We start from the raw sequence: 25599 nt of genomic DNA, 5'->3' as shown, positions 1-25599 counted from the left end.
CGATGAACCCGTTGAGCGGCAACGGTCCTGACGCCCGGATCGCCGTGCGCGACGCGTTCGGCCTCGATTCGAACCTGGTGGTCCCGGGCTTTTCCGCACCGGACGAGCACGTGCCCGAGGTCGACCCGGCCTACCGGTTCAACCCGGACGTGACGCTCGCGTTGCTGGCCGGGTTCGCGCACAACCGGCGGGTGCTCGTGCAGGGATTGCACGGCACCGGCAAGTCCACGCACATCGAACAGGTCGCGGCTCGGCTGAATTGGCCGTGCCTGCGGGTGAATCTCGACGGTCACATCAGCAGGCTCGACCTCGTCGGCAAGGACGCGGTGGTGCTGCGCGAAGGCAAGCAGGTCACCGAATTCCGCGAAGGGATCCTGCCGTGGTCGCTGCGGCGGCCGACCGCGCTGATCCTCGACGAGTACGACGCGGGACGGCCGGACGTCATGTTCGTCATCCAGCGGCTGCTCGAACGGGACGGCAAATTCACCCTGATCGACAGCAACACCGTGCTGCGCCCGCACCCGGGTTTCCGGCTGTTCGCCACCGCCAACACCGTGGGGCTGGGCAATCTCAACGGCCTCTACCACGGGGTGCAGCGGCTCAACCACGCGCAGATCGACCGGTGGAACATCGTCGCGGCGCTGGATTACCTCGCGCCGGAAGAGGAAGCGGCGATCGTGCGGGCGCGGGTGCCGCGAATGGACGGGCCGTTGGTCGAGGCGATGGTGGCGGTCGCCGGGCTGACCCGCGAAGGGTTCCGGGCGGGTGACCTGTCCGCGCTGATGTCTCCGCGCACGGTTATCACCTGGGCGGAGAACTGCGAGATCTTCGGCGATCCGGCGCTCGCGTTCCGGTTGACCTTCCTCAACAAATGCGACGAGGCTGAACGTCCGGTCGTCGCCGAGTGCTTCCAGCGTTGCTTCGACCAGGAGCTGGCCGCGGCGTGAGCACGCCCGAGACCCGGCGGCGCCAGCAGGTCGAGGAGTTGTCCGCGGCGGCGATCCGGGCGGTCAGCGGGTCGCCGGACGCGCGTTTCCGGGGCGGGCGCTTGCATCGCGGCGCCCGTCCGGTGCCGATGCCCGCCCCGCATTTGCGCGCCGACGACGAGGATTTGCCGTCCTTTCGCGGCGCGGCGGACGGGATGGCGTTGCACCTGAGCCGGTCCGATCGGGAGCTGCACCAGCGGTTGCGGCCGGACGGCGGCGTCGAGCGGCTGCTGTTCGAGCTGCTGGAGCAGTTCCGGGTGGAGTCCCTGGTCCCGGCCGGTTTTCCGGGCGTGACGGCGAATTTGCGGCGACGGCACGAACGGTGGTCGCTGTCGGCGCACCACAATGGACTGACCGAGACGGCGCGCGGCGTGTTGATTTACACCGTGGCGCAGGTGGCGCGGGCTCGGATCACCGGCGAGCCGGTCGTGGAGGAAACCGAGGATCTGATCGAGGCGACGCGGGCGGCGATCGCGCCGATGGTCGGTGCGCAATTGGCCGGGCTTCGGCGGAACCGGGCCGATCAGGCCGCGTTCGCCGAGCACGCGCGGGCGCTGGCCGAAGCGGTCGCCGCGTTGCTGGAGCCGAAGAAGTCCGAAGACCCGGAAGACGAAGCAGAAACTGCGGCGTACGCCTTGCTGCTGGATTTCGACGACGAAACCGGCAGTGAGGAAGGCGGTATCGCGGGCCTCGGTGACCACAAAGGACCGGTGGCGGCCGGGCAGTACCGGGTTTTCACCACCGCTTACGACCGCGAGGATCGGGCGGGACCGTTGGTGCGGCCGGAATTGCTGCGGGAACTGCGCGAACGGCTTGACGCGCGGGTGGCGAAGCAGGGCGTCAACGTGGCTCGGCTCGCGCGGGAACTCACGGCGGTGCTCGCGGAACCGGTGCGGTCCGGGTGGGACGGTGCGCAGGAAGAAGGCCAGATCGACGGCCGGGCCCTCGCGCGGTTGATCGCGACGCCCGCGGACCGTCGGGTGTTCCGGGTCGAGCGGACGGAGCCGGTCGCGGACGTGCTGGTGACGTTCCTGATCGATTGCTCGGGTTCGATGAAGGCGCACCGGGAAACCGTTGCGGTGCTGGTCGATCTCTTCGCTCGCGCGCTCGATCTCGCCGGTGCCAGTTGCGAAATCCTCGGCTTCACCACGGGTGCGTGGCACGGCGGCCGAGCCCGGCGGGACTGGATGCGCGCCGGGCGGCCGGAACAGCCGGGGCGGCTCAATGAGCGCCGGCATCTGGTGTTCAAGGACGCTGCGACCCCGTGGCGGCGCGCTCGGCGGGACGTCGCGGCGTTGCTGAAGGCCGATCTGTTCCGCGAGGGCATCGACGGCGAGGCGTTGGCGTGGGCGGCTGAACGGGCACGGGCGTGCGAGGCTCGTCGGCGGCTGGTTTTCGTGTTGTCGGACGGAAGCCCGATGGACGGCGCGACTGTACTGGCCAATGAGGAGCGTTACCTCGACCGCCATCTCGTTCAGGTGGCCGACGGACTGGAGCGGAGCGAGACGGAGGTGTACGGCATCGGGGTCGGGCTCGATCTCAGTGCGTACTACCGCCGCAGCGTGGCGCTGGACGCCGCGGAAGGCACGGGGTTCCGTGCCTTCCGCGAGATCCTCGATCTGATGGCGCGCCGCTAACCGGCTGGTTGAGCGACCGGCGAGACCGCCGGTTCGTTGGGCTCCCAAGCGATCGGAGAGCGTCGCTTGCCAGGTGCGAGCAGGCTCCAGCCGAACACGATCACCAGGTTCACGCCCATCGACACCAGGCCGGTGTTGAGGCCGCCGAGCGTGACGCCGGTGGCGTAGAGGACGACCGCGGTCACCACCCCGACCACCATGCCCGTCGCGATCGCGGCGGTGCGGACCCGCCGTGCGAACAGGATCGCCAGCCAGCCCGGCACGACCTGGGCCAGCAGGTTGTAGGTCAGGTTCAGCACGGTGAGCATGAGCGTCGAGGCGGTCAGCGTGAGCACGGCGGCGAGCACCAGGAACACCGCCACCGCCACGACCGTCCAGCGCCGTTGCGCGGCGGGGCGGACGTTCGGGGCGAGGTTCCGGCTGACCATGCCGCCGATCGCCAACGCCGTCGCCGACAGCACCAGGACTCCGGACAAAGCGGCGCCGGCGGCCACGAGACCCAGAACCGGTTCCGGCAGAAGGCCTTTCGCCGTCTCCATGAACACGGTGTTCGGGTTCTTCAGCCCGGGGTGCTGTTTCAGCCCGTAATAGGCGGCGAAGACGAGGAACGGGTAGATCAGCATGTACAGCGGCATCCACACCGTCGAACTCTTCACCGCCCGCTCCGAACGCGCCGGGAACACGTACGCGCCGCCGAAACCGAGGTAGAAGACCACACTCTGGAACAGGATCGTGGTCATCGCGAACCACAGATCCTGGCCGCCCATCGTGGTTTGCGCCCTGGCCAGCGCCTCCGGCCCGGTCACCCCGGAGGTCCCGCCTGCGACCAGCACCGCGGCGAGGCCGACGAGCACGACCCCGAGCAGCATGAACGCGTCCTTGAGGATCGACACGAACGCGGGGGAGCGGATGCCGGACACGGCGATGTAGGCGAACGCGATGATCCCGGCCAGCAGCACGCACTGCACGGGCGTGAGTTTCAGCCCGAGGTTGCTCAGCACCACCTGCAGGCCGATGAACTGGTACTGGCCCCACGGCACGAGCGCGATCAGCATCGTCACGCACGTGATCAGCTCCAGCGTCCGGCTGCCGTAGTGGCGGCCGAAGACGTCCGGGACGGTCATCGCGTCGTGTTTGCGCGCCGCGCGCCAGACCAGCGGGGCGAGGAAGTAGCCCAGCGAATAGGCGAGCAGGATGTAGCCGAGGAACCAGATTCCGTAGCTCGCGCCGTGCGCGTAGATCCCGCTCGGGAAGCCGATCATCGTGCCGATGCTGTACACCTCGCCGACGGCCAGGAAGTACAGCAGCCACGGCGGGAACGAGCGGCCGCCGACCAGGAACTCCGAGATCCCGCCGCCGCGCGACGAGCGGCCCGCCCACAGCGCGAGCAGGATCGACAGGCCCATGACGACGGTGACAATGAGAATCAGCATTTCTGGTCCTCTTTCGCGGCGGGCTTGTCGGCCGGGTAGTGCCGGCGGTCGAAGAAGCGCCAGCTGATCCACAGGCACAGAGTGGTCAGCGGGAAGCAGAGGAACATCCAGAAGAACACCAGCGGGAACCCGGCGACCGTCGCGGGCGAGCCCGCCACCAGCGGGATCCCGCCGAGGATCGCGACCGCGGGGATGCCGAGCCCGATGCACAGGCTCGGCCAGCTGCGGATCATCGGACGCCTCCGGTCGCCACGGGATCGCGTTGCCAGACGAGCCGTCCGCCGATCACGGTGGCGTCGACGGTCAGGTCGCGGATCCGGTTCGGGTCCACTGTGGTCGGATCCTCGGACAGCACGATGAGATCCGCGAGTTTGCCGATTTCGAGGCTGCCCTTGCTCTCTTCCTCGCCCGCCAGGTAGGCCGCGTCGATCGTGTAGCCGCGCAGCGCGGCTTCGACGTCGATCGCCTGTTCCGGGCCCAGCAGCTGGCCGCTGCTCGTTTGCCGGGCGACGGCGCACCAGATGCCCTCCAGCGGCGGCACCGGCGTGACCGGTGTGTCGGAGTGGAGTCCGAAGTGGATTCCGCGGGAGCGCGCCGACGCGAGCGGGCTGATCCGGCGGGCGCGTTCCGGGCCGAGGAAGACGTCCCGGTGCCGGTCGCCCCAGTAGTAGACGTGCTTGATGAAGAACGACGCGGCGATGTCGTTTTCGGCCATCCTGTCGAGCTGGTCCTCGCGGGCCGTCTGGCAGTGTTCGATCCGGTGGCGGCGTCCGGTGCCCTCGGGCGCGCCGAGGCGGGCGTAGCCGTCGATGATGGCGTCGATCGCCGCGTCGCCGTTGCCGTGCACGGCGACCTGCCAGCCCGCGGCGTCGAGCGCGGCGATGCGGCGGGAGAGCTCGTCCGGTTCGAGCAGCATCATGCCGTGGTCGTCGGGGTCGCAGGTGTAGCCCTCGGCCAGGCAGCCGGTGCGGCCCTGGATCGAACCGTCGGCGACGATCTTGATGCCGTTCATGGTGAAACCGTCCGGATTGGACGGATCCGGCGACTCAGGCGTGCCTTCGGCGAGGCCCGGCAGGAGGGTGTGGAAGAGGTAGCCGTGGATGCGGGTGCGCAGTTTTCCGGCGCGGGTCAGCATCCGGTACGCGGCGAGCTCCTGTTCGCCGCCGATCAAGCCGATTCCGGTGTCGTGCACCGAAGTCACGCCGTTGCGCAGGTACTCGGCGTCGGCCAGCTGGAGCGCGTTGGCCAGCTCGTCGGGGCCTTGCGAGGGCATCGCGGAGTTGACGAGGAAGGCCGCGGTCTCGATGAGGAGGCCGGTCGGTTCGCCGCGTTCGTCGCGGGCGATGACGCCGCCGGGCGGGTCGGGAGTGGCGGCGGTGATGCCGACGGCTCGCAGCGCGGCGGAATTCGCCACGGAGAAGTGGCCGGTCACGTGGGTGAGCAGGACCGGGTTGCGCGGCGAGGCCGGGTCCAGGTCGTGCCGGGTGGGGTGCCGGTTGTCGGCGAGAAGCGTGTCGTCGTACCGGAAACCCTTGATCCATTCGCCGGGGCCGAAATCGCGCGCGGCCTGCCGGACGCGGCCGGCGATGTCGCTGATCCGGTCGTTGGGCGGGCTTCCGGCGTCGACCGGGGCGGCCAGCGCCATCCCGAAGAACGACGGATGGTTGTGCGACTCCACGAAACCCGGGACGACCGTGCGGCCGGCCAGGTCGAGCACTGTCGTTTCGGGACCGGCGAGGGCGGCGATCGCGCGGTCGTCGCCGACCGCGGTGATCCGGCCGTCGCGGGCGGCGAGCGCGGACGCGCGCGTCCCGCCTCGGTCCAGGGTGAGCACCGTGCCCCCGAGCACCACCAGGTCGGGAGCCGGACGAGCGGATACCGCGGGTTCGCCCACGATGGGACCTCCTTGTCCACGTGTCCTGCCCCCAAGACAGTGCCGGGGGAGCTGGCCCGCGAACAGGTCCAGAAAGCTGCGCGCGAGTGGTGCCAGCGCAGGGCCGGCACCGGGCCGGCACCGGGCCGGTCAGGCGTCCAGCAGCTCCCGGCAGACGTCGCCGAGCAGCCGGATCCCGGGGTCGATCGCCGACGGCGGGGTGGCGGAGAAGCCGATGCGGAAGTGGTTGCGCGGCGGGTCTTCGCCGAGGAAGAAGATGTCGCCGGGTTCGATGAGGATTCCCAGTTCCTCCGCGCGCTCCACCAGGACCCGGCAGTCCAGTCCGGCCGGTCCGGTCATCCAGAGGCTGACGCCGCCGGGCGGGTACGGGCCTTGCGCCCACGGCAGGTATTCGGTGACCGCGGCGCAGGTGGCGGTCCATTTTCGCATCAGTTTCGTGCGGTAGCGGCGCAGGGAGCGGTGGTACTCGCCGCTTTCGATGAGCAGCGCCAGCGCCCGTTGCAGCTGGCCGGGCGGGTGGCGCAGGACGTACCGGCGGGCCTCTCGCAGCGCGCGCACCAGCTCGCGCGGGCCGACCAGGTAGCCGAGGCGGAGCCCGGGGGAGAGGAACTTGGAGAACGTGCCGAGGTAGACAGCGTCGCCGGTGTTGTCGAGTGCCTTCAGCGCCGGGGTGGGGCTGCCCTGGTAGCGGAATTCGCTGTCGTAGTCGTCTTCTACGACGACCGTGCCGGAAGCCGCGGCCTGGGCGAGGAGCTGGCGGCGGCGGCCGATGCTGAGTGTCGCGTTGGTCGGGTGCTGGTGGCTCGGGGTGAGGTAGAGAAGGTCGACGCCGTCCAGCGACTCCGGTGGTCGCAGGCCCCGGGAGTCGACGTCGATTCCGGCCACGCGGGCGCCGGTGCGGAGGAAGATGTGCCGGGCGTCGAGGTAGCCGGGGTTTTCGATGGCCACGACCTGGTCCGGGCCGAGCAGCACGCGGCCGAGCAGGTCGAGGCCCTGCTGCGAGCCGACGGTGATCAGCACTTCGTCCGGATCGGCTTCGATGCCCCGCGTGGTCAGCAGTTGGCGGCACACCATTTCGACCAGCATCGGGTCGTCAGAACCGACGCTGTCCTGCAGGCTATGGAACACGTGCGGCCGGTAGAGGGCGTCGCGGAGACAGCGCGTCCAGGACCGCGCCGGGAACGCGGTGATGTCGACCTGCCCGGCGAGGAACGGGTACGGATAGCTCGCCCAGTCGGTGCGTTTCTCGATGTGGGCGACGCCGGCGTCCGGGAACCGGCGGACGCGGCCGGCCCAGTCGATGCGCGATTCGGTGTCCCGTGCCTCGACGGCGCAGTGCGGGCGCATCTCGCCGTTGACGAACAATCCGCTGCGCTCGCGGCTTTCCACGTAGCCCTCGGCGACCAGCTCCTGGTAGGCGAGGTTGATCGTGTTCCGGGAAACGCCCAGTTCGACGGCCAGTTCCCGCGAGCTGGGCAGCCGGCGGGCCGGGTCGAACGTGCCGATGGCGATCCCGTGCTCGATCGCTCGCCGGACCTGGCGGTACAGCGGTTCGTCCGACGAGCGGTCGATCTCGATCAACGTGCGTGGCAAGTGCGCTCTCCCAAGTGGCCGGCGTGCAGCGGGGTGGGCTGAAACGTAACTCGCAGTGGCCGGTTTTCCCACCCCGCGCCACGCCGACGAGGCTCAGGCCAGCGCGTCGGCGACGTCGGTGACCGGGAGGCCGTGCGCCGTGGCCACCGGCTCGTACGTCAGCTTGCCGTCGACCGTGTTCACGCCGCCGCGGAGCTCGGGCGTGTCCTGCACGGCGGTGCGCAGGCCCTTGTTCGCGATCTCCAGCGCGTAGGGGAGCGTGACGTTGGTGAGCGCGTGCGTGGAGGTGTGCGGGACCGCGCCGGGCATGTTGGCCACGCAGTAGAACACCGATTCGTGCACCCGGAAGGTCGGGTCGGCGTGGGTCGTCGGGCGCGAGTCCTCGAAGCAGCCGCCCTGGTCGATCGAGATGTCCACCAGCACGCTGCCCGGCTTCATCCGGGAGACCGTCTCGTTGGAGACCAGGCTCGGGGCCTTCGCGCCGGGGACGAGCACCGCGCCGATCACCAGGTCGGCTTCCAGTACCGCCTGCTCGATCGCGTACGAGTTGGCGGCGGCGGTGCGGATGCGGCCCTGGTACATCCGGTCGGCGGCGCGGAGCTTGTCGACGTTCTTGTCGAACAGCACGACGTCGCCCCAGGTCCCGGCCGCGACGGCGACCGCGTTCATCCCGGCGACGCCCGCGCCCAGCACGACCACGCGGGCCGGCGGAACCCCGGAGACGCCGCCGATCAGCACGCCGCGCCCGCCGTTGACGCGCATCAACGTCTGCGCGCCGACCTGCGGGGCCAGCCGCCCGGCCACCTCGCTCATCGGGAACAGCAGGGGAAGGGAGCCGTTCGGCAGCTGGACGGTTTCGTAGGCCACCGACGTGGTGCCCGCGTCGAGCAGGGCCTTGGTGCAGGGCTCGCTCGCGGCGAGGTGCAGGTAGGTGAAGAGCAGCTGGTCCGAGCGCAGCCGGTGGTACTCCTCGGCGACCGGCTCCTTGACCTTCAGCACCATGTCCGCGGTGCCCCAGACGTCGTCCGCGTGGTCGAGCAGCTTCGCGCCGGCCGCGGCGTAGTCCTCGTCTCGGATGGACGAGCCCTCGCCCGCGCCGCGCTCCACGAAGACCTCGTGGCCGGCCGAGGTGAACTCGTGTACTCCGGCCGGCGTCGCCGCCACCCGGTATTCGTGGTTCTTGACCTCGCGAGGCACACCGATCTTCATCGCCCTGCTCCCATCTGCCGTGTGTGGTCCGACCGAGAGTGCGGGAGGACTGGCCACCGCGAAAGTGCCAGAAACCGCTCGGTCGGCGGGTCCAGGACGCGGGGCTTCTGGACCTGTCATCGGGGACTGTTCTGGCTCTGTCCCTTGGGGCCAGCGCTCGCCATCCTCACGGGGAGCACTGCCGTCCGCGAGGGAGTTTGCGAGATGACCATGGCCCCTCTGGCCGAGACCTGGCGGGAGCGCGTCGGCGATGCCCGCCCGCGGATCGCGCTCGCCGACGGCGCCGACCCGCGTGCCGTCACCGCGGCTGCGCGCCTGGTCGACCGCGGCGAGATCGAACCGGTGCTGGTCGGGTCTTCGGCGGAGATCGCTTCTGTCGCGGCAGAGCTTGGTTTTTCGGTACCGCCTTTTCTGGACACTGCTGAGCTGGCGGCCGACGACGCTGTCCTCGCGCGGCTGGCGACGGCGTTTCCCGGCCGGGCGGAGACAGTTCGCGACGATCCCGTCGCCCTCTCCGCCGCGCTTCTCGCGCTCGGCCGGGTGGACGCGTGCCTCGCCGGTGCGACGCGGCCGACGTCCGATGTCCTCCGGGCCGGGCTGCGGATCGTCGGCCTCGCTTCCGGCGTGCGGACTTTGAGCAGTTGTTTCCTGATGCTGTTGCAGGACGGCCGGTCGCTCACTTTCGCCGACTGCGCGGTGGTGCCGGAGCCGGATGCGGACGCGCTGGCCGACATCGCCGTCGGCGCGGCGTCGACGCACCGCGCGCTGACCGGAACCGAGCCGGTCGTGGCGATGCTGTCGTTCAGCACCCAAGGCAGCGCTAAGCATTCGGCGGTGGACAAGGTTCGGCAGGCCACTTCGCTGGTGCGGGAACGGTTGCCTGGCGTGGATGTCGACGGCGAATTGCAATTCGACGCTGCTGTCGTGGATGCCGTCGGGGTGGCTAAGGCGCCGTCGTCGACTGTCGCCGGGCGGGCGAATGTGTTGGTGTTCCCCAATCTCGACGCGGGGAACATCGCTTACAAGATCGCCGAACGGCTGGGCGGAGCGACCGCGCTGGGGCCGATTCTGCAAGGCGTCGCAGCGCCTCTGCACGACCTTTCGCGCGGTTGCAGCGCGGCCGACATCGAGACGATGGCCTTGATCAGCGCGGTGCACGCGGTGACCGGGCGGGAAGTGGAGGGGGTCCGATGACGCGAGGTGTGGAGCTGGTCGTGCTGGACATGGCTGGCACGACGGTCCGTGACGATGGTGCTGTCGAGGCAGCGTTTTCGGCGGCGTTGGAGGCGGTCGGGGTGCCTGCGGACTCGCCGGAGCGGGGAGACGTGGACGCCTACGTTCGCGACACGATGGGGCAGTCGAAGATCGAGGTCTTCCGGGCGCTGTTTCCTGCGGAGGGGGTTGCGGAGAAGGCGAATCGGGTGTTCGAGACTGCGTTTGCTGAGCAGGCTATTGAGGTTGCGGCGCCGCTTCCTGGTGCGGAGGAAGCGATCGACAAGTTGCGTGCGCAGGGGCGCCGGGTTTGCCTGAGCACGGGGTTCTCGGCGGTCACTCGCGATGCGCTGCTGCGGCGGCTCGGGTGGACGGAGCTGGCGGATCTGGTGGTGTGTCCGTCGGATGCTGGTGGCCGGGGGAGGCCGTTCCCGGACATGGTGCTGACTGCGGTGCTGCGGTTGGGGATCACCGATGTGCGCGCGGTCGCGGTGGCGGGGGATACCGGATTCGACATGCTGACCGGACGACGAGCGGGGGCCTCGGTGGCGGCTGGGGTGCTGACCGGGGCGCATGACGAGGCGACGTTGCGGGCGCATGGGGCTACGCATGTGCTGGGGTCGGTGGCTGAGTTGCCGGCGGTTCTTGAGCGGTAGAAATGCGAGGCCTCGCTGCAGTCAGGCGGGCGGAGCCACCGCGGTAGCGATCAACGCCCGAGCCGCGATCTCGATCCTCTCCTCGTCCCCAGTGACGATCCGGTCCAGGCACAGCCCCCTCAGGCCCGAGATCAGCAGACTCGCCCGCGCGGCCGCGTCCGGTTCGGCGTAGCCCAGTTTCCGGTACACCGGCACCAGCGGGTCCACCATCGCGGTGATCGTTTCCCGGGCGACTTCCAGGTACCGCTCCGGTTGCGTCGGGGCCAAAGCCAGCACCTGGAACAGGATGTGGATCGGCCGTTGCTGGCGGCCTCGGGTGATCGCTTGCCACAGGGCGTGCGCGGCGGCGGCGAGGGACTCTTCGTCGTGCACGGAGCGGAAGAGTTCGGTGACGTCCGGGCGGCTCGCGGCGATCGCTTCGGTGATCAGGTTTTCCCGGCTGCCGAAGTAGTACAGCAGCATGCGCTTGCTCGTCCCCAGCGCTTCGCCCATCGGGGCGAGCGACAGGTCCGCGATGCCGTGCGTCGCGAGGTAGCCGACGGCTTGCTGCAGGAGTTCGGCGCGGCGGCCGGTTCCGGAGTCCACCCCTTGACTGTACCGATCGGTACGCCGTACGGTCCATGTACCGATCGGTACAAGGCGGAGGAGGGGCGGATGGCGGGCAAGGTGGCGATCGTCGGCGGCGGGATCGGCGGGCTGACTTTCGCGCTCGCGTTGCGGCAGCGCGGGATCGGGGCGGAGGTGTACGAGCGGTCGCCCGAACTGCGGGAGGTCGGGGCGGCGGTGGCGCTGGCCGCCAACGGGTCCCGGGTGCTGGAGCGGCTCGGGTTGCGGGACGAGCTGGCGGCGTGTTCCGCGGTGCCGACGGAGCTGGTCTACCGGCATTGGCGGGACGGGCGGCGGGTGGTCGCGCATCCGATCGGGGACGGCTACGAAAAACGCTTCGCCGGGCCGTATTTCGGGGTGCACCGGGCGGATCTGCAGCGGATCCTGGCTGCCGCGTGCGGGAATGTCCATCTTGGACGGCAGGTGACCGGAGTGGTCTCGGACGGATCGCGGTATCGGCTCGAATTCGCGGACGGGGCCAGCGAAACCGCTGAGGTGGTGGTGGGCGCGGACGGCGTGCATTCGACGGTTCGCGCGCGGGTGGACGGCGCGCCGCTCGCCCGGTACTCGGGTTCGAGCGCGTTTCGCGGGCTGGTGCCGGTGGAGCGGCTGCCGTCGCTGCCGGACGCGGGGGCGATGCAGTTCTGGCTGGGACCGGGCGGGCATCTGCTGCACTACGCGATCGGCGACGGGTCGGTGGTGAATTTCCTTGCGGTGCTGGACGAACCGCGCGCTTGGGAAGGTGCGTCGTGGACGGAGGACATTCCCCGGGAGCGCATCGAGTCAGCCTTCGAGGGCTGGCATCCGGCGGTGCGCGAGATGGTCGGTGCGACGACGTTGTATCAGCGGTGGGGGTTGTTCGCCCAGCATCCGCTCAACCGCTGGCATCGCGGCGGGGTAGTGCTCCTCGGCGACGCCGCGCACGCGATGCTGCCGCACCACGGGCAGGGCGCGAACCAGACGATCGAGGACGCCGTGACGCTCGCGGAGTGCCTGGCGCGGGATTCCCGTGACGCGGCACTGGCCCGATACGAGAAGCTGCGGCGGCCGCGGACTCGGGCGGTTCAGCGGAGTTCCTGGGTGGCGAACGCGCTCTTGCATTTGCCGGACGGTCCGGCGGCGGACGCGAGGGATGCGGCGCTGGGGCGGATCGGGGAGACGGTGGAGTGGATCCATGGCCATGACGCGTTGGCGGCGGCGGGGCGCGGTTAGGCGGATCCCTTTTCCGCGAGGGCTTTGAATTCGGCGCTGGTCAGGACGTCCGCGGTGGACTGGGCGAGGACGACCAGCGTGGCGGCGTGCACCTCGGCGGCGGACATCGCGCCGTGGCCCAGGTCGGGGTGGTCGTAGGTGGCGCACGCGTCGGAGAGGACCGCCGTGCGGAAGTCGCGGAACATCGCGTCGCGGATGGTGGCGTGGACGCAGTCCCCGGTGGTGACTCCGGTGGCGATCAGAGTGTCCACGCCTCGTCCGCGGAGCTGCATTTCGAAATCGGTGCCGTAGAAGGCGCTGTAGCGGTGTTTGGGGATCAGCGGTTCGTCGGGACGGCGGTCCACTTCGGAGTACAAAGCGGCGCCGGGGGTTCCTTCGATGAGGGCTTGGCCTTGGGCGATCGGCGGGTACAGATCGGCGAACCGGCCCATGTCGGAGCCGTCGGGACGGTGGACGTGCGCGGTGAAGAACACCGCGACGCCGGCGTCGCGGCAGAACCGGACGGTGTCGTTGAGGACGGGGATCATCGCGCGTCCGGCCGGGGATTCCAGCGGGGCGCCCGGAGCCAGGAAGTCGTGCTGCAGGTCGATGACGACCAGCGCGGTGCGGGCCGGATCGACGGTGGACAAGCGGTAACCCATGGAACGCTCCCTCCGCGGAGGTCCATGAAGTATCACGGTTTAACGCCGGTCGTCAAGAAAACGACAGAAAGCTTCAGGCGTCTTCGATCTGCGCGGCGACGGTGCGCAGCGACGCGATCAGCGCCTGGGTGGCCGGGTTCAGCCTGCGCCCGGCGGCGAGCGTGAGGCCGACGCTGTGGCCGATGTTCTCCAGCGGCGTCGGCAGGGTGACCAGCCGCGGGTCGTCCATGCCGAGCAGGCCGGGCAGGGCGGCGACCATGGCGGTTTCGGTGAGCAGCTGCCGCACGGTCAAGAAGGACGTCGCCTCGACGCGGTTGGCGGGCAGGTCGAGGCCGTGCTGGGCGAACAGGCTTTCCAGCTCCTGGCGCAGCATCGTCTCGGTGCCGGGCACGATCCACGGGAAGCCGGCGAGATCCTCCAGCGAGACGTTCTCGCGCGCGGCGAGCGGGTGGTGCGCGCCGGCGACGACGCGGATCGACTCCTGGTACAGCGCCTGCCGCCGGGTGCCTTCCGTGCCGGGGCCGCTCAGCCTGCCGACGATCACGTCCACCCGGCCCGCGGTCAGCTCCACGAGCAGCGATTCGGGCGTTCCCTCCCGGACCACGACGGTGACCAGCGGGTGGTCTTCTTTCAGATGCGCGATGGCGCGTGGCAGCAACAGGTTCGAACCGGCGAGGTGGATGCCCGCGACGACCCGGCCGCGCGTCGCGTCGGCGATCTCGACGACGTGCCGGGCGGCGTGCGTGAGCTGGGCGAGCACGGCGCGCGCGTGCTCGGTGAACGCGGTCCCGAACTCGGTCGGCGTGATGCCGCGCGGGCCGCGTTCGTAGAGCGGCACGCCGAGGATGGCTTCGAGATCGTGCAGGCCGCGCGTGACGACCGGCTGCGTGACGTGCAGCGCGGCTGCCGCGCCGACGACGCTGCCCTGCTCGGTGAGGGTGTCCACCAGCACGAGGTGCCTGAGCTTGAGGCGGCCGTCGAGCAGGCGGGGCATCTCCATTCCGGCGACATTACTGTCCGGGATGGCTTCCGGCGTCACGAGAGGGCGAGCCGGACCAGGGCGCGGCTGAGCGCGGAGCCGGGGTCGGCCAGGTCGAGGAAGACGTCGAAATGGTTCCGGCCGGGCACGACGGTCGAAGAAGAGGCGACGGGCCAATGCGCGTGGAAAGCCTTGCTCTGCCGGTGGAATCCGGCGGCTTCGTGTTCGGCGACCGCCACGTGGACGGGCGCGGTGCCCGGCGGGGCCAAGATCGGGCTGAGGGCTTCCGCGCGGGTCGTGTCGAGGGTCAGCCAGGTGTTGGCGAAGGAGTCGACCAGCGGGCGGAGGTCGAAGAGGCCGCTGATCGCCATCGCGCCTTTGACCACGTCCTCGGGCAGTCCGGCGGCGCGTTGCCATCCGCCGACGGCGGTCATGGCTGTCAGGTGGCCTCCGGCCGAGCTGCCGACGACGTGGATGCGGTCCGGGTCGAGGCCGTGCTCGGCGCCGTGGCGGTGCACCCAGGTGACAGCGGCGCGGACCTGGCACACGATCTCTTCCAAGGGCGCGGCTGGAGCGAGCGTGTAGTCGGGCGCGACGGTGGCGATTCCGGCGTCGGCCAGAACCCTTGCCATGAACGCGGTGTCGTGCCGCGAGAGCATTCGCCAGTACCCGCCGTGGATAGCGAGGACGACGGGGCGCGACTGTCCTGGCGAGATGCCCCAGACGTCCAGCCGCTCGTCGCTGAGAGGGTCGAAAGCCAGACCGGCGTGGCCGTCCAGGCCGGCTGTCGCGGATTCGGAGGCGGAGCGGTAGCGGGCCATCACGGCGTCGAACTCGGCTTCGGTGACGGTGGCTTGGGCGCTGTAGTCCCGATCGATGTCCGGATGGCTCACGGGCCTTCCTTCCTGCGCGAACGGCTGAGTGATCCATTGTGGGCGGCAGCGGCCATGCCCGGCCAATGCTCATTCCGGCGGCAGCTATGCCGGTACAGGCATGGGCGACAGCTATGCCCGGCTGGTCATGGCAGCGGCGGCAAAGAGCATTGGCCAGGCATTCCTGGCGTCCCTACGGTCAGTTCCATGGCTGCGGAACTCCACAACGTCGTCGGCGGGACCCGGGTCGCCGGGCGGCGCACCTTCGAGAAGATCGACCCGGTCGACGGGTCGCTCGTCGCGCACGTCCACGAGGCCGGGCCGGACGTGGTCGACGCCGCGGTCGCTGCGGCGCGCGCCGCGCTGGACGGGCCGTGGGGACGCGCGTCGGTGGCGGAGCGCACCGCCTTGCTGCGCCGGATCGCCGACCGGATCGAGGAGCGGTTCGAGGATTTCGCCGCCGCCGAGGTCCGCGACACCGGAAAGCCGGAACACCTGGCTCGCGACCTGGACGTCGCGCGGGCGGCGACGAACTTCCGTTCCTTCGCCGACACCATCGCGGCGGCCGGTCTCGATTCCTTTCTGACCGACCTGCCGAACGGCCGGAAGGCGCTGAACTACGCGGTGCCCAAGCCGCTGGGCGTGGTCGCGGTGATCGTGCCGTGGAACCTGCCGCTGCTGCTGTTGACCTGGAAGGTCGCGCCCGCGCTGGCGTGCGGGAACGCGGTGGTGGTCAAACCGTCGGAGGAGACGCCGTCGACGGCGACGCTGCTTGCCGAGGTGATCGCGGAGGCGGGTGCGCCGACCGGGGTGTATAACGTCGTTCACGGCTTCGGACCGGACTCCGCCGGGGAGTACCTCACCACGCACCGCGGCATCGACGGCGTGACGTTCACCGGCGAATCCCGGACCGGCTCGGCGATCATGCGCGCGGTCGCCCCGTCGGTGCGGCCGGTTTCCTTTGAACTGGGAGGAAAGAACGCGGCGGTGGTGTTCGCGGACTGCGACCTCGAGAAGACTCTCGACGGCCTCGCCCGGTCGGTTTTCCTGAACACCGGGCAGGTGTGCCTGTGCACGGAGCGGGTTTACGTCGAGCGGTCCGTGTTCGACGCGGTCGCCGGCGGGCTCGCCGAGCGGGCGGCGGCGTTGCGGCTGGGCCGTCCGGACGCTCCTGACACCACGACCGGGCCGTTGATCTCCCAGCAGCACCGGAAGAAAGTCCAGTCCTATGTGGACCTCGCGGTCGCCGAAGGCGCGACGGTGCTGACCGGCGGTTCGGTCCCGGACCTCGGGCCGGAACTCGCGGGCGGTTCCTGGATCGAACCGACGTTGTGGACCGGGCTGGACAACTCCGCGCGGGTGGTGCGCGAGGAGGTCTTCGGCCCGGTCGCGGCGCTGATCCCGTTCGACACCGAGGACGAGGCTGTCCGGCTGGCGAACGACACCGACTACGGGCTCGCCGCCGCCGTGTGGACGTCGAACCTGGAGCGCGGCCACCGCGTCGCGCAGCAGATGCGGGTCGGGATGGCCTGGGTCAACACGTGGTACCTGCGCGATCTCCGCTCGCCGTTCGGCGGCGCCGGGCTTTCCGGCATCGGCCGGGAGGGCGGCCTGCACTCGATGCACTTCTACACCCAGCCGACGAATGTGAGCGTGCAGCTGTGACCATCGAGGACTCTGCGGCGCTGCTCGACCAGGCGACCGCCACCGGACAGGCGATTCCGCAGCTCACCAGCGAGGAGCCGATGAGCCTGGAGACCGCTTACGCCGTGCAGCACGCGGGAATCGCGTTGCGCGAGCGGCGCGGGGAGCGGCTGGCGGGCGTCAAACTGGGCTTCACGAGCAAGGCGAAGGCCGAGCAGATGGGCGTCTCCGACGTCATCATCGGTTCGCTGACCGACCGCATGCGGATCGAGGACGGCGGAACGTTCGACGTCAGCCGCGGCGTGCATCCGCGAGTCGAACCCGAGGTCGCGTTCCGGCTCGGTCCGGACGCGGAGTTGATCGCCGTCGCACCCGCGCTGGAGATCATCGACAGCCGGTACCGGGACTTCCGGTTCAGCCTGGCCGACGTCGTCGCCGACAACACCTCGGCGTCCGCCTTCGTGGTCGGGCCGTGGACGCCGATCGGCCAGGTGGAGGCGCTGGCTGTCGAGCTGCTCTTCGACGGCGAGGTCGTCGCGACCGGCTCGACCGCCGACATCCTCGGCGACCCGCTGCGGGCGCTCCCCGCGGCGCAGCGGATGGCTGCCGCGTACGGACACCGTCTTCTCGACGGGCAGGTGCTTCTGGCCGGGGCGGCGACCGCGGCCGTGGCGCTGAAAGCGGGAACGCATGTCGAGGCGCGGGTCGCCGGCCTCGGTTCGGTTTCCGTGCGGACTAAGGAGGATTGAGCGTGGCGCAAGCCCATGTCGTCGCCGGGAAGGCGGCGCCGCGCGGGCGGTTCCCGCACGTCAAGGTGGTCGGGGACCTGGTGTTCGTCTCCGGCACCAGCAGCAGGCGGCCGGACAACACCTTCGCCGGCGCGGAGGCCGACGAGTTCGGGGTGACCGCTTTGGACATCCGGGCGCAGACGCGCGCGGTGCTCGAGAACATCCGCGACATCCTGGCCGCGGCCGGCGCGGGGCTCGAAGATCTCGCGCAGCTGACCGTGTTCCTGGTCAACATGAACGACTTCGGCGGGTACAACGAGGTCTACGGCGAGTTCTTCGACGAGACCGGCCCGGCGCGCACGACCGTCGCGGTGCACCAGCTGCCGCATCCGCATCTGCTCATCGAGATCCAGGCGATCGCCCGGATCCCCGGCAAGGAGGAACGATGACCGCCATCCCGCCCGTGTTCGATTTCGCCGCGTGGATCACCGAACACGAGGACGAGCTGAAGCCGCCGGTCAACAACAAGCAGATGTGGGCCCCGATGGGCGATTTCATCGTGCAGGTCGTCGGCGGGCCGAACCAGCGCACCGACTACCACCTCGACCCGTACGAGGAGTGGTTCTACCAGTACAAGGGCGACATGCACGTCAACCTGATGACCGAGGACGGCCCGCGGCGGGTCGACATCCGCGAGGGCGAGATGTGGATGCTGCCGCGCAATGTGCACCACTCGCCGCAGCGTCCGCAGGAGGGGTCGATCGGGATCGTGATCGAGCGCATCCGGGAGGAAGGGACGCTCGAGAAGTTCGTGTGGTTCTGCCTGGAGTGCGACGCGAAGGTGCACGAGGTCGAGCTGCAGGTGCGCGACATCGTCGACGATCTGCCGCCGGTGTTCGAGCAGTTCTACGCGTCCGAGGAAGCCCGGACCTGCGGGGTGTGCGGGACGCTGCACCCGGGGAAGGGCTGAGCGTGCGCGCGATCGACGTCCACAGCCATTTCGTCCCGCACGGCTGGCCCGACCTCGGCGAGGGAATGCCGTGGCTGCGCGCGGAAACCGAGCGCGAGGCCATGATCATGGTCGGTTCGGAGGAGTTCCGCCGGATCCGGTCCGACTGCTGGGACGCGTCCGTGCGCCTGCGCGACATGGACGCCGACGGGGTCCAGGCGCAGGTCGTCTCGCCGACGCCGGTCTTCTTCGGCTACGAGACCAGCGCGGGCCACGGCGAGAAGATCGCGCGGGTCTTCAACGATCTCGCGCTGGAGATCTGCGCGCCCGCGCCGGACCGGCTGATCCCGTTCTGCCAGGTTCCGTTGCAGGACACCGACGCCGCCTGTCGCGAACTGGACCGCGCGATGGCGGCCGGGCACCGGGGCGTGGAGATCGGCAACCACGTCGGCGACCGCGACCTCGACGACGCGGGGGTCGTGACGTTCCTGCAGCACGCGGCGTCGCTCGGCGTGCCGGTGTTCGTGCACCCGTGGGACATGCCGCTCGCGCCGCGGCTGGACCGCTGGATGGCGCGGTGGCTGACCGGGATGCCCGCGGAGACGCACCTGTCGATCATCGCGATGATTCTGGGCGGGGTGTTCGACCGGGTGCCCGACAGCTTGCGGATCTGTTTCGCGCATGGCGGCGGGTCGTTCGCGTTCTGGCTGGGGCGGTTGGAGAACGCTTGGCATCAGCGGGCGGACATTATCGCCACCTCGGAATTGCCGCCGTCGGAGTATGTGGGGCGGTTCAGCGTCGATTCGGTGGTGTTCACTGAGGAGGCGCTGCGGAATCTGGTCGATACGCTGGGGGTGGGGCAGGTGATGGTGGGGAGCGATTACCCGTATCCGCTGGGGGAGCGTCCGGCCGGCGGGGTGGTGCGGCGGGCGGAGTTCCTCGACGAGACGGGGCGGGAGTTGTTGTTGCGGGGGAACGCGCAGCGGTTCCTGGGTTAGGGCAGCTGCTTGGCGAGATGACAATGAGTGCAAGTCGCTCCCTGTCCGCGAGGGTGTTTCCCGGTTCGGCATAATCCGCTGGCATGTCCGCGAAGAGCAAGCGAAGCGCCAGGAAACGCAGGCGAAGGAGTTGGTGTTCTGCTTGCCCGGCGACGAACCGGGTCTTCAGGGGAAACAGCAATCGGACAACTGGAAGGCGCGACGGAAGGCCGGACTGGAATCAGCTGGTCAGCCTGTTGTCCGTGATAGTGGCGACCGGTGCCGTTCTGACGAGTTATTTCTCGGCCCAAGCGAGCGACGAGTCCGCCAAGGCAAGTCAGCGGCAGGCTGACCTCGCGGAACGAGGTCAGCTCGAAGAGCGGTTCAATCATGCCGTCCAGCAGTTGGGAGACGCAGCCAGTATCGATGTCCGGCAAGGCGGAATCCACTCATTCGAGAGTCTTCCGCGGGATTCGCCGCGGCATCACGAGGCGATCATCAAGCAGCTCTCTTCGTTCGTGCGGGAACATTCGCCGGTGGCTGGCTGCGGCGGCAAACCCGTCCCGAACGACATCCGGGAGGCGGTCGGGGTGATCGGCAGGCACAACATCCCGCCCGGCACCAGCGCCTACGATTACTCGTTCGACCTCCGCTTCACCTGTCTCTCCGGGATCGATATAGTGGGATTGAACTTCGGGCGCGGCTATTTCGCCGGTTCCTACTTCCTGCAGGCAAATCTGGATGATTTGCTCGCGATGCAAGCTAATTTCACCTGCTCGGTTATTGTCGCATCTTCGCTGAAAGGTTCGGTCCTGGCCAGAACACGGTTCGCCGAAGCAATCTTGAAAGGCGACGACCTAACTGGAGCTGTTCTTCCTGTGGCTGACTTGAAGTATTCGCTTCGAGCCGGTAATCGGCTCGATCCGAGACAGCCGGAGGATGCTATTAACGTCACCGATCGGCCGGAGCCTTTCTGTGTGACCGCAGGGAAACATCCGGGCATTGCGCGGGGCTGACCCGGATCACAAACCGGGGCCGGCCAACCCGAGGTGGTCCCGCAGAGTAGTCCCGCTGTAGTCCTCCCGGAACACCCCTCGTTCCTGCAGCCGGGGCACCACCTGGTCGGCGAATTCGTCCAGCCCTCCCGGTGTCACGTGCGGGACCAGGATGAACCCGTCCGACGCGTCGGCCTGCACGAGTTCGTTCATCGTGGCCGCGACGGTCTCGGCGGAGCCGATGAAGTTCTGCCGTCCGGTGACCTCGATGATCAGCTCCCGGCTCGACAGCTGCTTCGCTTCCGCCAGCTGGCGCCATTCGTTCGCGGTCGCGATCGGGTCGCGGTGCATGCGGACGCTCGCGCGGCCCTTCGAGATCAGGTCGCCGACCGCCGGGTCGAAGGACGGGAGCGGGCCGTTCGGGTCGTGGTCGCTGAGGTCGGTGTTCCAGAGCTGTTCGAGGAACTTGATCGCGGTCTGTTCGCTGACCTGCTGCAACCGGACCTCGTGGGCGAGTTCGTGTGCTTCGGCGTCGGTGTCGCCCAGAACGAAGGTGGCGGCGGGCAGGATGACCAGCTCGTGCGGAGCGCGGCCGTATTTCGCCAGGCGGCCCTTAACATCTGAGTAGAAGGCTTGGCCTGCTTCGAGGGTGCCGTGGCGGGTGAAGATGGCGTCGGCGGTTGCGGCGGCGAATTCGCGGCCTTCTTCGGAGTCTCCGGCTTGGATGGTGACTGGGCGGCCCTGCGGGCTGCGCGGGACCGGGAAGCGGCCGGAGATGGCGAAGTGGTCGTCGTGGTGGGCGAAGTCGCCGCCGTCGGCCAGGAAGCGGCCGGATTCCTTGTCCGCGACGAGTTCGTCGCCGCGCCAGGAGTCGAAGAGTTCCCATGCCGTCCGGAGGAAGGTTTCGGCTCGGGAGTAGCGCTGGTCTTGCGGCAGGAAACCGCCCCGGCGGAAGTTTTCGCCGGTGAAGGCGTCCCAGGAGGTGACGACGTTCCACGCGGCCCGGCCGGCGGAAAGGTGGTCCAGCGAGGCGAATTGGCGGGCTACCTCGAACGGCTCGTTGAACGTGGAGTTGATGGTTCCGGCCAGGCCCAGGCGGTCGGTGACAGCGGCCAGCGCGGAAAGCACGGCGAAGGTGTCGGGGCGGCCGACGACGTCCAGGTCGTAGATCTCGCCGTTCTGTTCCCGCAGCCGCAGGCCTTCGGCGAGGAAGAAGAAGTCGAACTTCGCGCGTTCGGCGGTCTGGGCCAGCTTGACGAACGAGCTGAACTCGATGTGGCTGCCCGCTTCGGGATCGCTCCACACGGTGGTGTTGTTGACCCCGGGGAAATGCGCGGCGAGGTGGATTTGCTTGGCAGTCATGGAAATTCTCCCGGGAATCAGGCGGCGTAGCGGTTGGCCGGGCGGGGCAGGCCCAGCAGCCCGCGCAGGGTCGGGGCCTCGTATCCGGTGCGGAACGCGCCCCGGTCGCGCAGTTCGGGGACCACGGCGCGGGTGATGGCGGTCAGGTCGTGCGGCAGGGCGCCGGGGCGCAGCCGGAAACCGGTCAGGCCGGCGGTGTGCCAGTCGAGCAGGAGGTCGGCCAGCTGGGCCGGGGTGCCGGTGAAGACGTGCGCGTCCGAGGTGAACTCGGCGCGGTCGTCCAGACGGGCTTTGCGCTCGGCCGCGGCTCGCTCGGTTTCGTCCAGGAAGACCACGAGATCGGCGAAAACCTGAAGGGGCGCACCGATTTCGTCGATGATCGACGCCGCGTGCGCGCGGTCGTTCGGGGTCACGTACACGAGGTCGGCCTGCCGGGCGGCGAGGCGGTAGGCGTCGGGGCCGTGCGCCAGTGCGGCGACGATCGGCTGGCCCTGCGGCGGACGCGGAGTGATGGACGGGCCTTTGACAGAGAACCAGCGGCCCTCGAAATCGATGTAGTGCAGTTTGTTCCGGTCGATGAACCGGCCGGTGGCGACGTCGCGGATCTCGGCGTCGTCCTCCCAGCTGTCCCACAGCCGGCGCAGCACCTCGACGTAGTCGGCGGCTTCTTCGAACAGGTCGGCGACCTCGGGCGGCGTGCGGCGGCCGAAGTGCTGGAATTCCTCCGGGCTCCCGGAAACCTGCACGCGGACCCCGGCGCGGCCGGTGCTGACGTAGTCGAGCGTCGCGATCGCCTTCGACAGGTGGAACGGCTCCGTGTGGGTGACCACGGCGGTCGGGATCAGGCCGATGCGCGACGTCAGCGGCGCGATCCGCGAGGCGAGCAGCACGGCGTCCAGCCGGGTCTGGGCGCGGTCGGCGCGAGCGGCCGGTTCCGCGGGGTCGCGCAGGGAGAGGAAATCCTCGAAGGTGACGAAGTCCAGGTGCGCGGCTTCGGCTTCCTGGACCAGCCCGGTCCAGTACCCGGCGGTGAGCAGGTCGGCCGGGCGGGCGTCCGGTTCGCGCCACGCGGCCGGATGCCAGCCCGCGCCTTCCAGCGCGACGGCGAGCCGTGGTCCGGTGTGCCCTGTCATGCTGCGTCCTTTCCCCGTGGATGCCAGCAGTGTGGCGCGGGATCCGGGACTGGGTCGACGGTAACCAGCGTCTGGGACAGTCGGCGGGAGCGGGAATAAACCGGTTGCCCGCCGTCGCACCGACGCGGTTTGCTCGACATTGATGAAACGGATGCACGCGGACGAAGCGGAAATCGACGACCACCTGGTGCGCCGCCTCGTCTCGGCCCAGTTTCCGCGGTGGGCGGGGCTGACGGTCTCGCGGGTCGCCTCGTCGGGGACGGAAAACGCGATGTTCCGGCTCGGCGACGACTTGGTGGTCCGGTTGCCGCGGCTGGAACGCTGGGCCGCCGAGATCGGCCGCGAACAGCGTTGGCTGCGCTGGCTCGCGCCTCGGCTGCCGGTCGCGGTGCCGGAAGTGCTCGCCGAGGGGCGGCCTGGCGAGGGCTTCGAGTGGGACTGGTCGGTGCTGCGCTGGTTGCCCGGGGGCAACCCGGATTTCGGCGACGCTCAGGTGGCGCGCGACCTGGGCACGTTCGTGAAAGCGTTGCGCGGCCTGGATATTTCCGGTGCGCCGGAGGTCAGCCGGGGCCGTCCGCTGCGCACGCGCGACGCGCCGACCCGGGCGGCGATCGCGCAGCTCGGCGGTGACCCGGCGTATGTCGCGGCGTGGGAGAAGGCTCTGGCGGCACCGGAGCGGGCCGGGGGACCGGTGTGGCTGCACGCGGATCTGTCGCCGGGGAATGTGCTGGTCGACGGCAACGGGCTGAGCGCGGTGCTGGATTTCGCGGGGGTCGGGATCGGCGATCCGGCGGTGGACGTGATCCCGGCGTGGAACACGTTCGCGGCGGCTGAGCGGGAGGTGTTCCGCGAGGCGGTGGAGGTGGACGACGCGACGTGGGAGCGCGGTCGCGGCTGGGCGTTGTCGATCGCGCTGATCCAGCTGCCGTATTACCGGGAGACGAATCCGGTGCTGGCGGCCAATTCGCGGCGCACCATCGAGGCCGTGCTGTCCGACGGCTAGTCCAGGTCGATCCGGATCGTCAGCAAATCGGTGCCGAACGCCTGGACCGCGGTGCTGTTCAAGCGCGGCAACGACTTCAGCCGCGCCCGGGCGTCGTCGTCCGGGACCAGGTGCGCAGTCCCGCGCAGCCACCGGCCGCGCAGGCGCAACCGGACGCGCGGATCGGCCTGGATGTTGCGCACGTACTGCGACCGCTCGCCGAACTCGGACACCAGCCAGAATTCCTGTCCGACGCGGCGGCCGCCGATCGGGGTCTGCCGGGGGAGACCCGAGCTGCGGCCGGTGGTTTCGAGCAGCGTCTGGCCGGGCAGCCGCGACAGCACGGGGTTGCCGAGCTTGCGCTGGAACGTCGTCACGAGCTGGTGCTGGAGGTCGCCGGGCCGCGTCTGGCCCGCGACCTTCCGCAAGCGGGCGGGGATGACCAGCTCGTGGATCGGCACGGCCAGGGCCCACAGCTGGCGGGCCGGGAACCGGTCGTAGCTGACTTCGGTGGTCCAGCAGACCCGGTCCGCGTCGAGGTGCACGATGTTGCGCGTCGTCATCAGCGGCGACGGCGCTTCGAGCACCACCCGATCCGGCGTGGCCGAGGCGATCGTCCAGCCCAGCACCCGGTCGGGGGCCAGGCGAGTGGTCAGGCCCAGGCCGAGCCACCCAGTGCGCAGGAAGGCCCGCAGCGACGGCGGACCTTCCTCCCAGACCGCGCGGGCCCACTGCAGTGCGTCGCGCTGGTCTCCGTCAGGACGGGCAATGTCCACTGTGGACGTGAAATCCGGCACCCTGTCACGCTAGCACCCGGAGCGGTCAGGACGCCGGTTTCCAGCCCAGTTCCGGACCCAGCCGGGTGGCGAGATCGGTGAGAATCTGAACGTAGTCCTCGTGCTCGAAGGTGAACGGCAATGCGAAAGCGACCTCGTCGATCTCGCGGAAGGCGGGGTGCCGGTACAGCTGCTCGGCGATTTCGGCGGAAGTGCCGACGTAGTCGCGCGAGAACAGCAACCCGCCCGGGCCCTGCGGGGTTTTCGTGCGCGGCAGGCGTTTTGCCGCGTAATCCTCGTACTTCGCTCGCTGCTCCGCCGTGGCGCTGTCGGTCGGAATCACCACCAGGCCTTGCGAAACCCGGGCCCGTGCTCCGTCCGGATGGTGCGACCGGAACGCCCGCACGTGCGAGAGCTGGATCTTCTCGAAGTCTGTCGAACCCTCTTCGGCCCGGACGACGCTGCTGGTCAGGTAGTTCATCCCGGCTTGTCCGGCCCAGGTCGCCGAACGGGTGCTCGCCCCGCCGTACCACAGGCGGCCGGCCAGTCCGGGCGAATGCGGCTGCACGCGGTCGGAGAACGACTCGATGCCTTCGACGCCGCTGAAAGTCGAGGCGGGCTCGCCGCGGACCAGCGACAACAGCCGCGACACCCGGCCGTAGCCGAAGTCCTCGCGGTCGCCGGTGTCCGGGTAGAGCGCACCCCGCACGTCCTCGTAGTGCGTCGGCGGGCTGACGCTGACGCCCGGGTTGAGCCGTCCGCCGGACAGCACGTCGACGGTCGCGAGGTCCTCGGCGAGCCGCAGCGGGTTTTCCCAGCCGAGCGGGATCACCGCGGTGCCCAGCTCGATCCGGCTGGTGCGCTGGGTGGCCGCGGCGAGCACCGCGACCGGCGACGAGATGCCGTACTGCAGGTGCCGGTGGCGCACCCAGGCGCTGTCGAACCCGAGCTGCTCGCCGAGTTCGAGCACCCGCAGCGTGGATTCGTGGCCCGGCCGCGGGTCGTCGCCGTCGAACAGGCCGATCGTCAGGAAACCCAGTTTGCGCAGCGATTGCGTTTCGGTCGGCACGGCGAGTCCTTCCTCGGGTGAGCTAAGCCGGAATAACCGCGGACCGGCCCAGGT

The 25599-nt window shown here is 69.7% G+C and carries 25 protein-coding genes; 12 read left to right on the top strand and 13 right to left on the bottom strand.

What is annotated here, in order from left to right; translation table 11 throughout:
- The first annotated feature begins 2 nt into the window (after nucleotides 1-2).
- On the top strand, nucleotides 3-947 hold the full coding sequence (locus ACZ7SW_RS08920; RefSeq protein WP_470229816.1) for an AAA family ATPase: 945 nt from the start codon (nucleotides 3-5) through the stop codon (nucleotides 945-947).
- The gene (locus ACZ7SW_RS08915; RefSeq protein ID WP_470229815.1) at nucleotides 944-2623 is read left to right on the top strand and encodes a cobaltochelatase CobT-related protein; all 1680 of its coding nucleotides are present in this window, start codon (nucleotides 944-946) and stop codon (nucleotides 2621-2623) included. The genes ACZ7SW_RS08920 and ACZ7SW_RS08915 overlap by 4 nt, the downstream gene beginning before the upstream one ends.
- Here the strand turns inward: ACZ7SW_RS08915 and ACZ7SW_RS08910 are convergent.
- From ACZ7SW_RS08910 to ald, 5 genes are all read right to left on the bottom strand, one after another.
- The gene (locus ACZ7SW_RS08910) at nucleotides 2620-4056 is read right to left on the bottom strand and encodes a sodium:solute symporter family protein (RefSeq protein ID WP_470229814.1); all 1437 of its coding nucleotides are present in this window, start codon (nucleotides 4054-4056) and stop codon (nucleotides 2620-2622) included. The two genes, ACZ7SW_RS08915 and ACZ7SW_RS08910, sit on opposite strands and share 4 nt — an antisense overlap.
- Nucleotides 4050-4289, bottom strand: coding sequence for a DUF3311 domain-containing protein (locus ACZ7SW_RS08905; RefSeq protein WP_470229813.1), 240 nt, complete (start codon nucleotides 4287-4289; stop codon nucleotides 4050-4052). Before ACZ7SW_RS08905 ends, ACZ7SW_RS08910 begins: the two co-directional genes overlap by 7 nt.
- Nucleotides 4286-5950 (bottom strand): amidohydrolase, encoded by a 1665-nt coding sequence (locus ACZ7SW_RS08900; RefSeq protein WP_470229812.1) that lies wholly within the window; start codon nucleotides 5948-5950, stop codon nucleotides 4286-4288. Before ACZ7SW_RS08900 ends, ACZ7SW_RS08905 begins: the two co-directional genes overlap by 4 nt.
- Nucleotides 5951-6079: 129 nt before the next feature.
- Nucleotides 6080-7543, bottom strand: coding sequence for a MocR-like pyridoxine biosynthesis transcription factor PdxR (gene pdxR, locus ACZ7SW_RS08895; protein ID WP_470229811.1), 1464 nt, complete (start codon nucleotides 7541-7543; stop codon nucleotides 6080-6082).
- A gap of 93 nt (nucleotides 7544-7636) precedes the next feature.
- Nucleotides 7637-8752: an alanine dehydrogenase gene (ald, locus tag ACZ7SW_RS08890; protein WP_470229810.1), complete on the bottom strand. Its 1116-nt coding sequence runs from the start codon at nucleotides 8750-8752 to the stop codon at nucleotides 7637-7639.
- A gap of 204 nt (nucleotides 8753-8956) precedes the next feature.
- On the opposite strand from ald, the gene ACZ7SW_RS08885 reads away from it, so the two are divergent.
- Nucleotides 8957-9946, top strand: a complete 990-nt coding sequence (locus tag ACZ7SW_RS08885) for a phosphotransacetylase (RefSeq protein WP_470229809.1) — start codon at nucleotides 8957-8959, stop codon at nucleotides 9944-9946.
- An 8-nt stretch (nucleotides 9947-9954) separates the two neighbouring features.
- Nucleotides 9955-10620 (top strand): phosphonatase-like hydrolase, encoded by a 666-nt coding sequence (locus ACZ7SW_RS08880; protein ID WP_470229808.1) that lies wholly within the window; start codon nucleotides 9955-9957, stop codon nucleotides 10618-10620.
- A 21-nt stretch (nucleotides 10621-10641) separates the two neighbouring features.
- Here ACZ7SW_RS08880 and ACZ7SW_RS08875 read toward each other — a convergent pair whose 3' ends face one another.
- On the bottom strand, nucleotides 10642-11205 hold the full coding sequence (locus tag ACZ7SW_RS08875) for a TetR family transcriptional regulator (protein ID WP_470229807.1): 564 nt from the start codon (nucleotides 11203-11205) through the stop codon (nucleotides 10642-10644).
- Between the two features lie 69 nt (nucleotides 11206-11274).
- On the opposite strand from ACZ7SW_RS08875, the gene ACZ7SW_RS08870 reads away from it, so the two are divergent.
- Entirely contained in the window at nucleotides 11275-12438 is a 1164-nt protein-coding gene (locus ACZ7SW_RS08870; RefSeq protein WP_470229806.1) for an FAD-dependent monooxygenase, read from the top strand.
- Here the strand turns inward: ACZ7SW_RS08870 and ACZ7SW_RS08865 are convergent.
- From ACZ7SW_RS08865 to ACZ7SW_RS08855, 3 genes are all read right to left on the bottom strand, one after another.
- Nucleotides 12435-13079: a cysteine hydrolase family protein gene (locus tag ACZ7SW_RS08865; RefSeq protein ID WP_470229805.1), complete on the bottom strand. Its 645-nt coding sequence runs from the start codon at nucleotides 13077-13079 to the stop codon at nucleotides 12435-12437. The two genes, ACZ7SW_RS08870 and ACZ7SW_RS08865, sit on opposite strands and share 4 nt — an antisense overlap.
- A 73-nt stretch (nucleotides 13080-13152) precedes the next feature.
- On the bottom strand, nucleotides 13153-14079 hold the full coding sequence (locus tag ACZ7SW_RS08860) for a LysR substrate-binding domain-containing protein (protein WP_470229804.1): 927 nt from the start codon (nucleotides 14077-14079) through the stop codon (nucleotides 13153-13155).
- Between the two features lie 35 nt (nucleotides 14080-14114).
- Nucleotides 14115-14951, bottom strand: a complete 837-nt coding sequence (locus tag ACZ7SW_RS08855; RefSeq protein WP_470229803.1) for an alpha/beta hydrolase — start codon at nucleotides 14949-14951, stop codon at nucleotides 14115-14117.
- A 186-nt stretch (nucleotides 14952-15137) separates the two neighbouring features.
- Between ACZ7SW_RS08855 and ACZ7SW_RS08850 the strand changes: the two genes are divergently transcribed.
- The 6 genes from ACZ7SW_RS08850 (at nucleotide 15138) to ACZ7SW_RS08825 (ending at nucleotide 20244) form a co-directional block, all read left to right on the top strand.
- Entirely contained in the window at nucleotides 15138-16595 is a 1458-nt protein-coding gene (locus ACZ7SW_RS08850; protein ID WP_470229802.1) for a 2-hydroxymuconic semialdehyde dehydrogenase, read from the top strand.
- On the top strand, nucleotides 16592-17323 hold the full coding sequence (locus ACZ7SW_RS08845; protein WP_470229801.1) for a 2-keto-4-pentenoate hydratase: 732 nt from the start codon (nucleotides 16592-16594) through the stop codon (nucleotides 17321-17323). Before ACZ7SW_RS08850 ends, ACZ7SW_RS08845 begins: the two co-directional genes overlap by 4 nt.
- Nucleotides 17324-17325: 2 nt before the next feature.
- Nucleotides 17326-17751: a RidA family protein gene (locus ACZ7SW_RS08840; RefSeq protein WP_470229800.1), complete on the top strand. Its 426-nt coding sequence runs from the start codon at nucleotides 17326-17328 to the stop codon at nucleotides 17749-17751.
- Entirely contained in the window at nucleotides 17748-18272 is a 525-nt protein-coding gene (locus ACZ7SW_RS08835; protein WP_470229799.1) for a 3-hydroxyanthranilate 3,4-dioxygenase, read from the top strand. The genes ACZ7SW_RS08840 and ACZ7SW_RS08835 overlap by 4 nt, the downstream gene beginning before the upstream one ends.
- Before the next feature lie 2 nt (nucleotides 18273-18274).
- Complete coding sequence (locus ACZ7SW_RS08830) at nucleotides 18275-19249, top strand: amidohydrolase family protein (protein WP_470229798.1); 975 nt, start codon at nucleotides 18275-18277, stop codon at nucleotides 19247-19249.
- Nucleotides 19250-19491: 242 nt separating this feature from the next.
- Nucleotides 19492-20244 (top strand): pentapeptide repeat-containing protein, encoded by a 753-nt coding sequence (locus ACZ7SW_RS08825; protein ID WP_470229797.1) that lies wholly within the window; start codon nucleotides 19492-19494, stop codon nucleotides 20242-20244.
- Between the two features lie 6 nt (nucleotides 20245-20250).
- On the opposite strand, the gene ACZ7SW_RS08820 is transcribed toward ACZ7SW_RS08825, so the two are convergent.
- Both ACZ7SW_RS08820 and ACZ7SW_RS08815 read right to left on the bottom strand, forming a co-directional pair.
- Nucleotides 20251-21585, bottom strand: coding sequence for an NtaA/DmoA family FMN-dependent monooxygenase (locus tag ACZ7SW_RS08820; RefSeq protein ID WP_470229796.1), 1335 nt, complete (start codon nucleotides 21583-21585; stop codon nucleotides 20251-20253).
- A gap of 17 nt (nucleotides 21586-21602) precedes the next feature.
- A complete protein-coding gene (locus tag ACZ7SW_RS08815; RefSeq protein WP_470229795.1) occupies nucleotides 21603-22718 on the bottom strand; it encodes an LLM class flavin-dependent oxidoreductase in 1116 nt (371 codons plus the stop codon).
- 142 nt (nucleotides 22719-22860) lie between these two features.
- On the opposite strand from ACZ7SW_RS08815, the gene ACZ7SW_RS08810 reads away from it, so the two are divergent.
- The gene (locus ACZ7SW_RS08810; protein ID WP_470229794.1) at nucleotides 22861-23721 is read left to right on the top strand and encodes an aminoglycoside phosphotransferase family protein; all 861 of its coding nucleotides are present in this window, start codon (nucleotides 22861-22863) and stop codon (nucleotides 23719-23721) included.
- On the opposite strand, the gene ACZ7SW_RS08805 is transcribed toward ACZ7SW_RS08810, so the two are convergent.
- Together ACZ7SW_RS08805 and ACZ7SW_RS08800 are read right to left on the bottom strand one after the other, a co-directional pair.
- Nucleotides 23718-24497 carry a nitroreductase/quinone reductase family protein gene (locus tag ACZ7SW_RS08805; RefSeq protein ID WP_470229793.1) on the bottom strand — a complete coding sequence of 260 codons (780 nt, stop codon included), beginning with the start codon at nucleotides 24495-24497 and terminating at the stop codon, nucleotides 23718-23720. The genes ACZ7SW_RS08810 and ACZ7SW_RS08805 overlap by 4 nt on opposite strands.
- Nucleotides 24498-24522: 25 nt before the next feature.
- On the bottom strand, nucleotides 24523-25545 hold the full coding sequence (locus ACZ7SW_RS08800) for an LLM class flavin-dependent oxidoreductase (RefSeq protein ID WP_470229792.1): 1023 nt from the start codon (nucleotides 25543-25545) through the stop codon (nucleotides 24523-24525).
- Nucleotides 25546-25599: the final 54 nt, after the last annotated feature.

The sequence above is a fragment of the Amycolatopsis sp. NPDC114484 genome, assembly GCF_055633755.1.
Note: the sequence above shows the minus strand (reverse complement) of the source record. Positions and strands in the feature narration are given on the sequence as shown.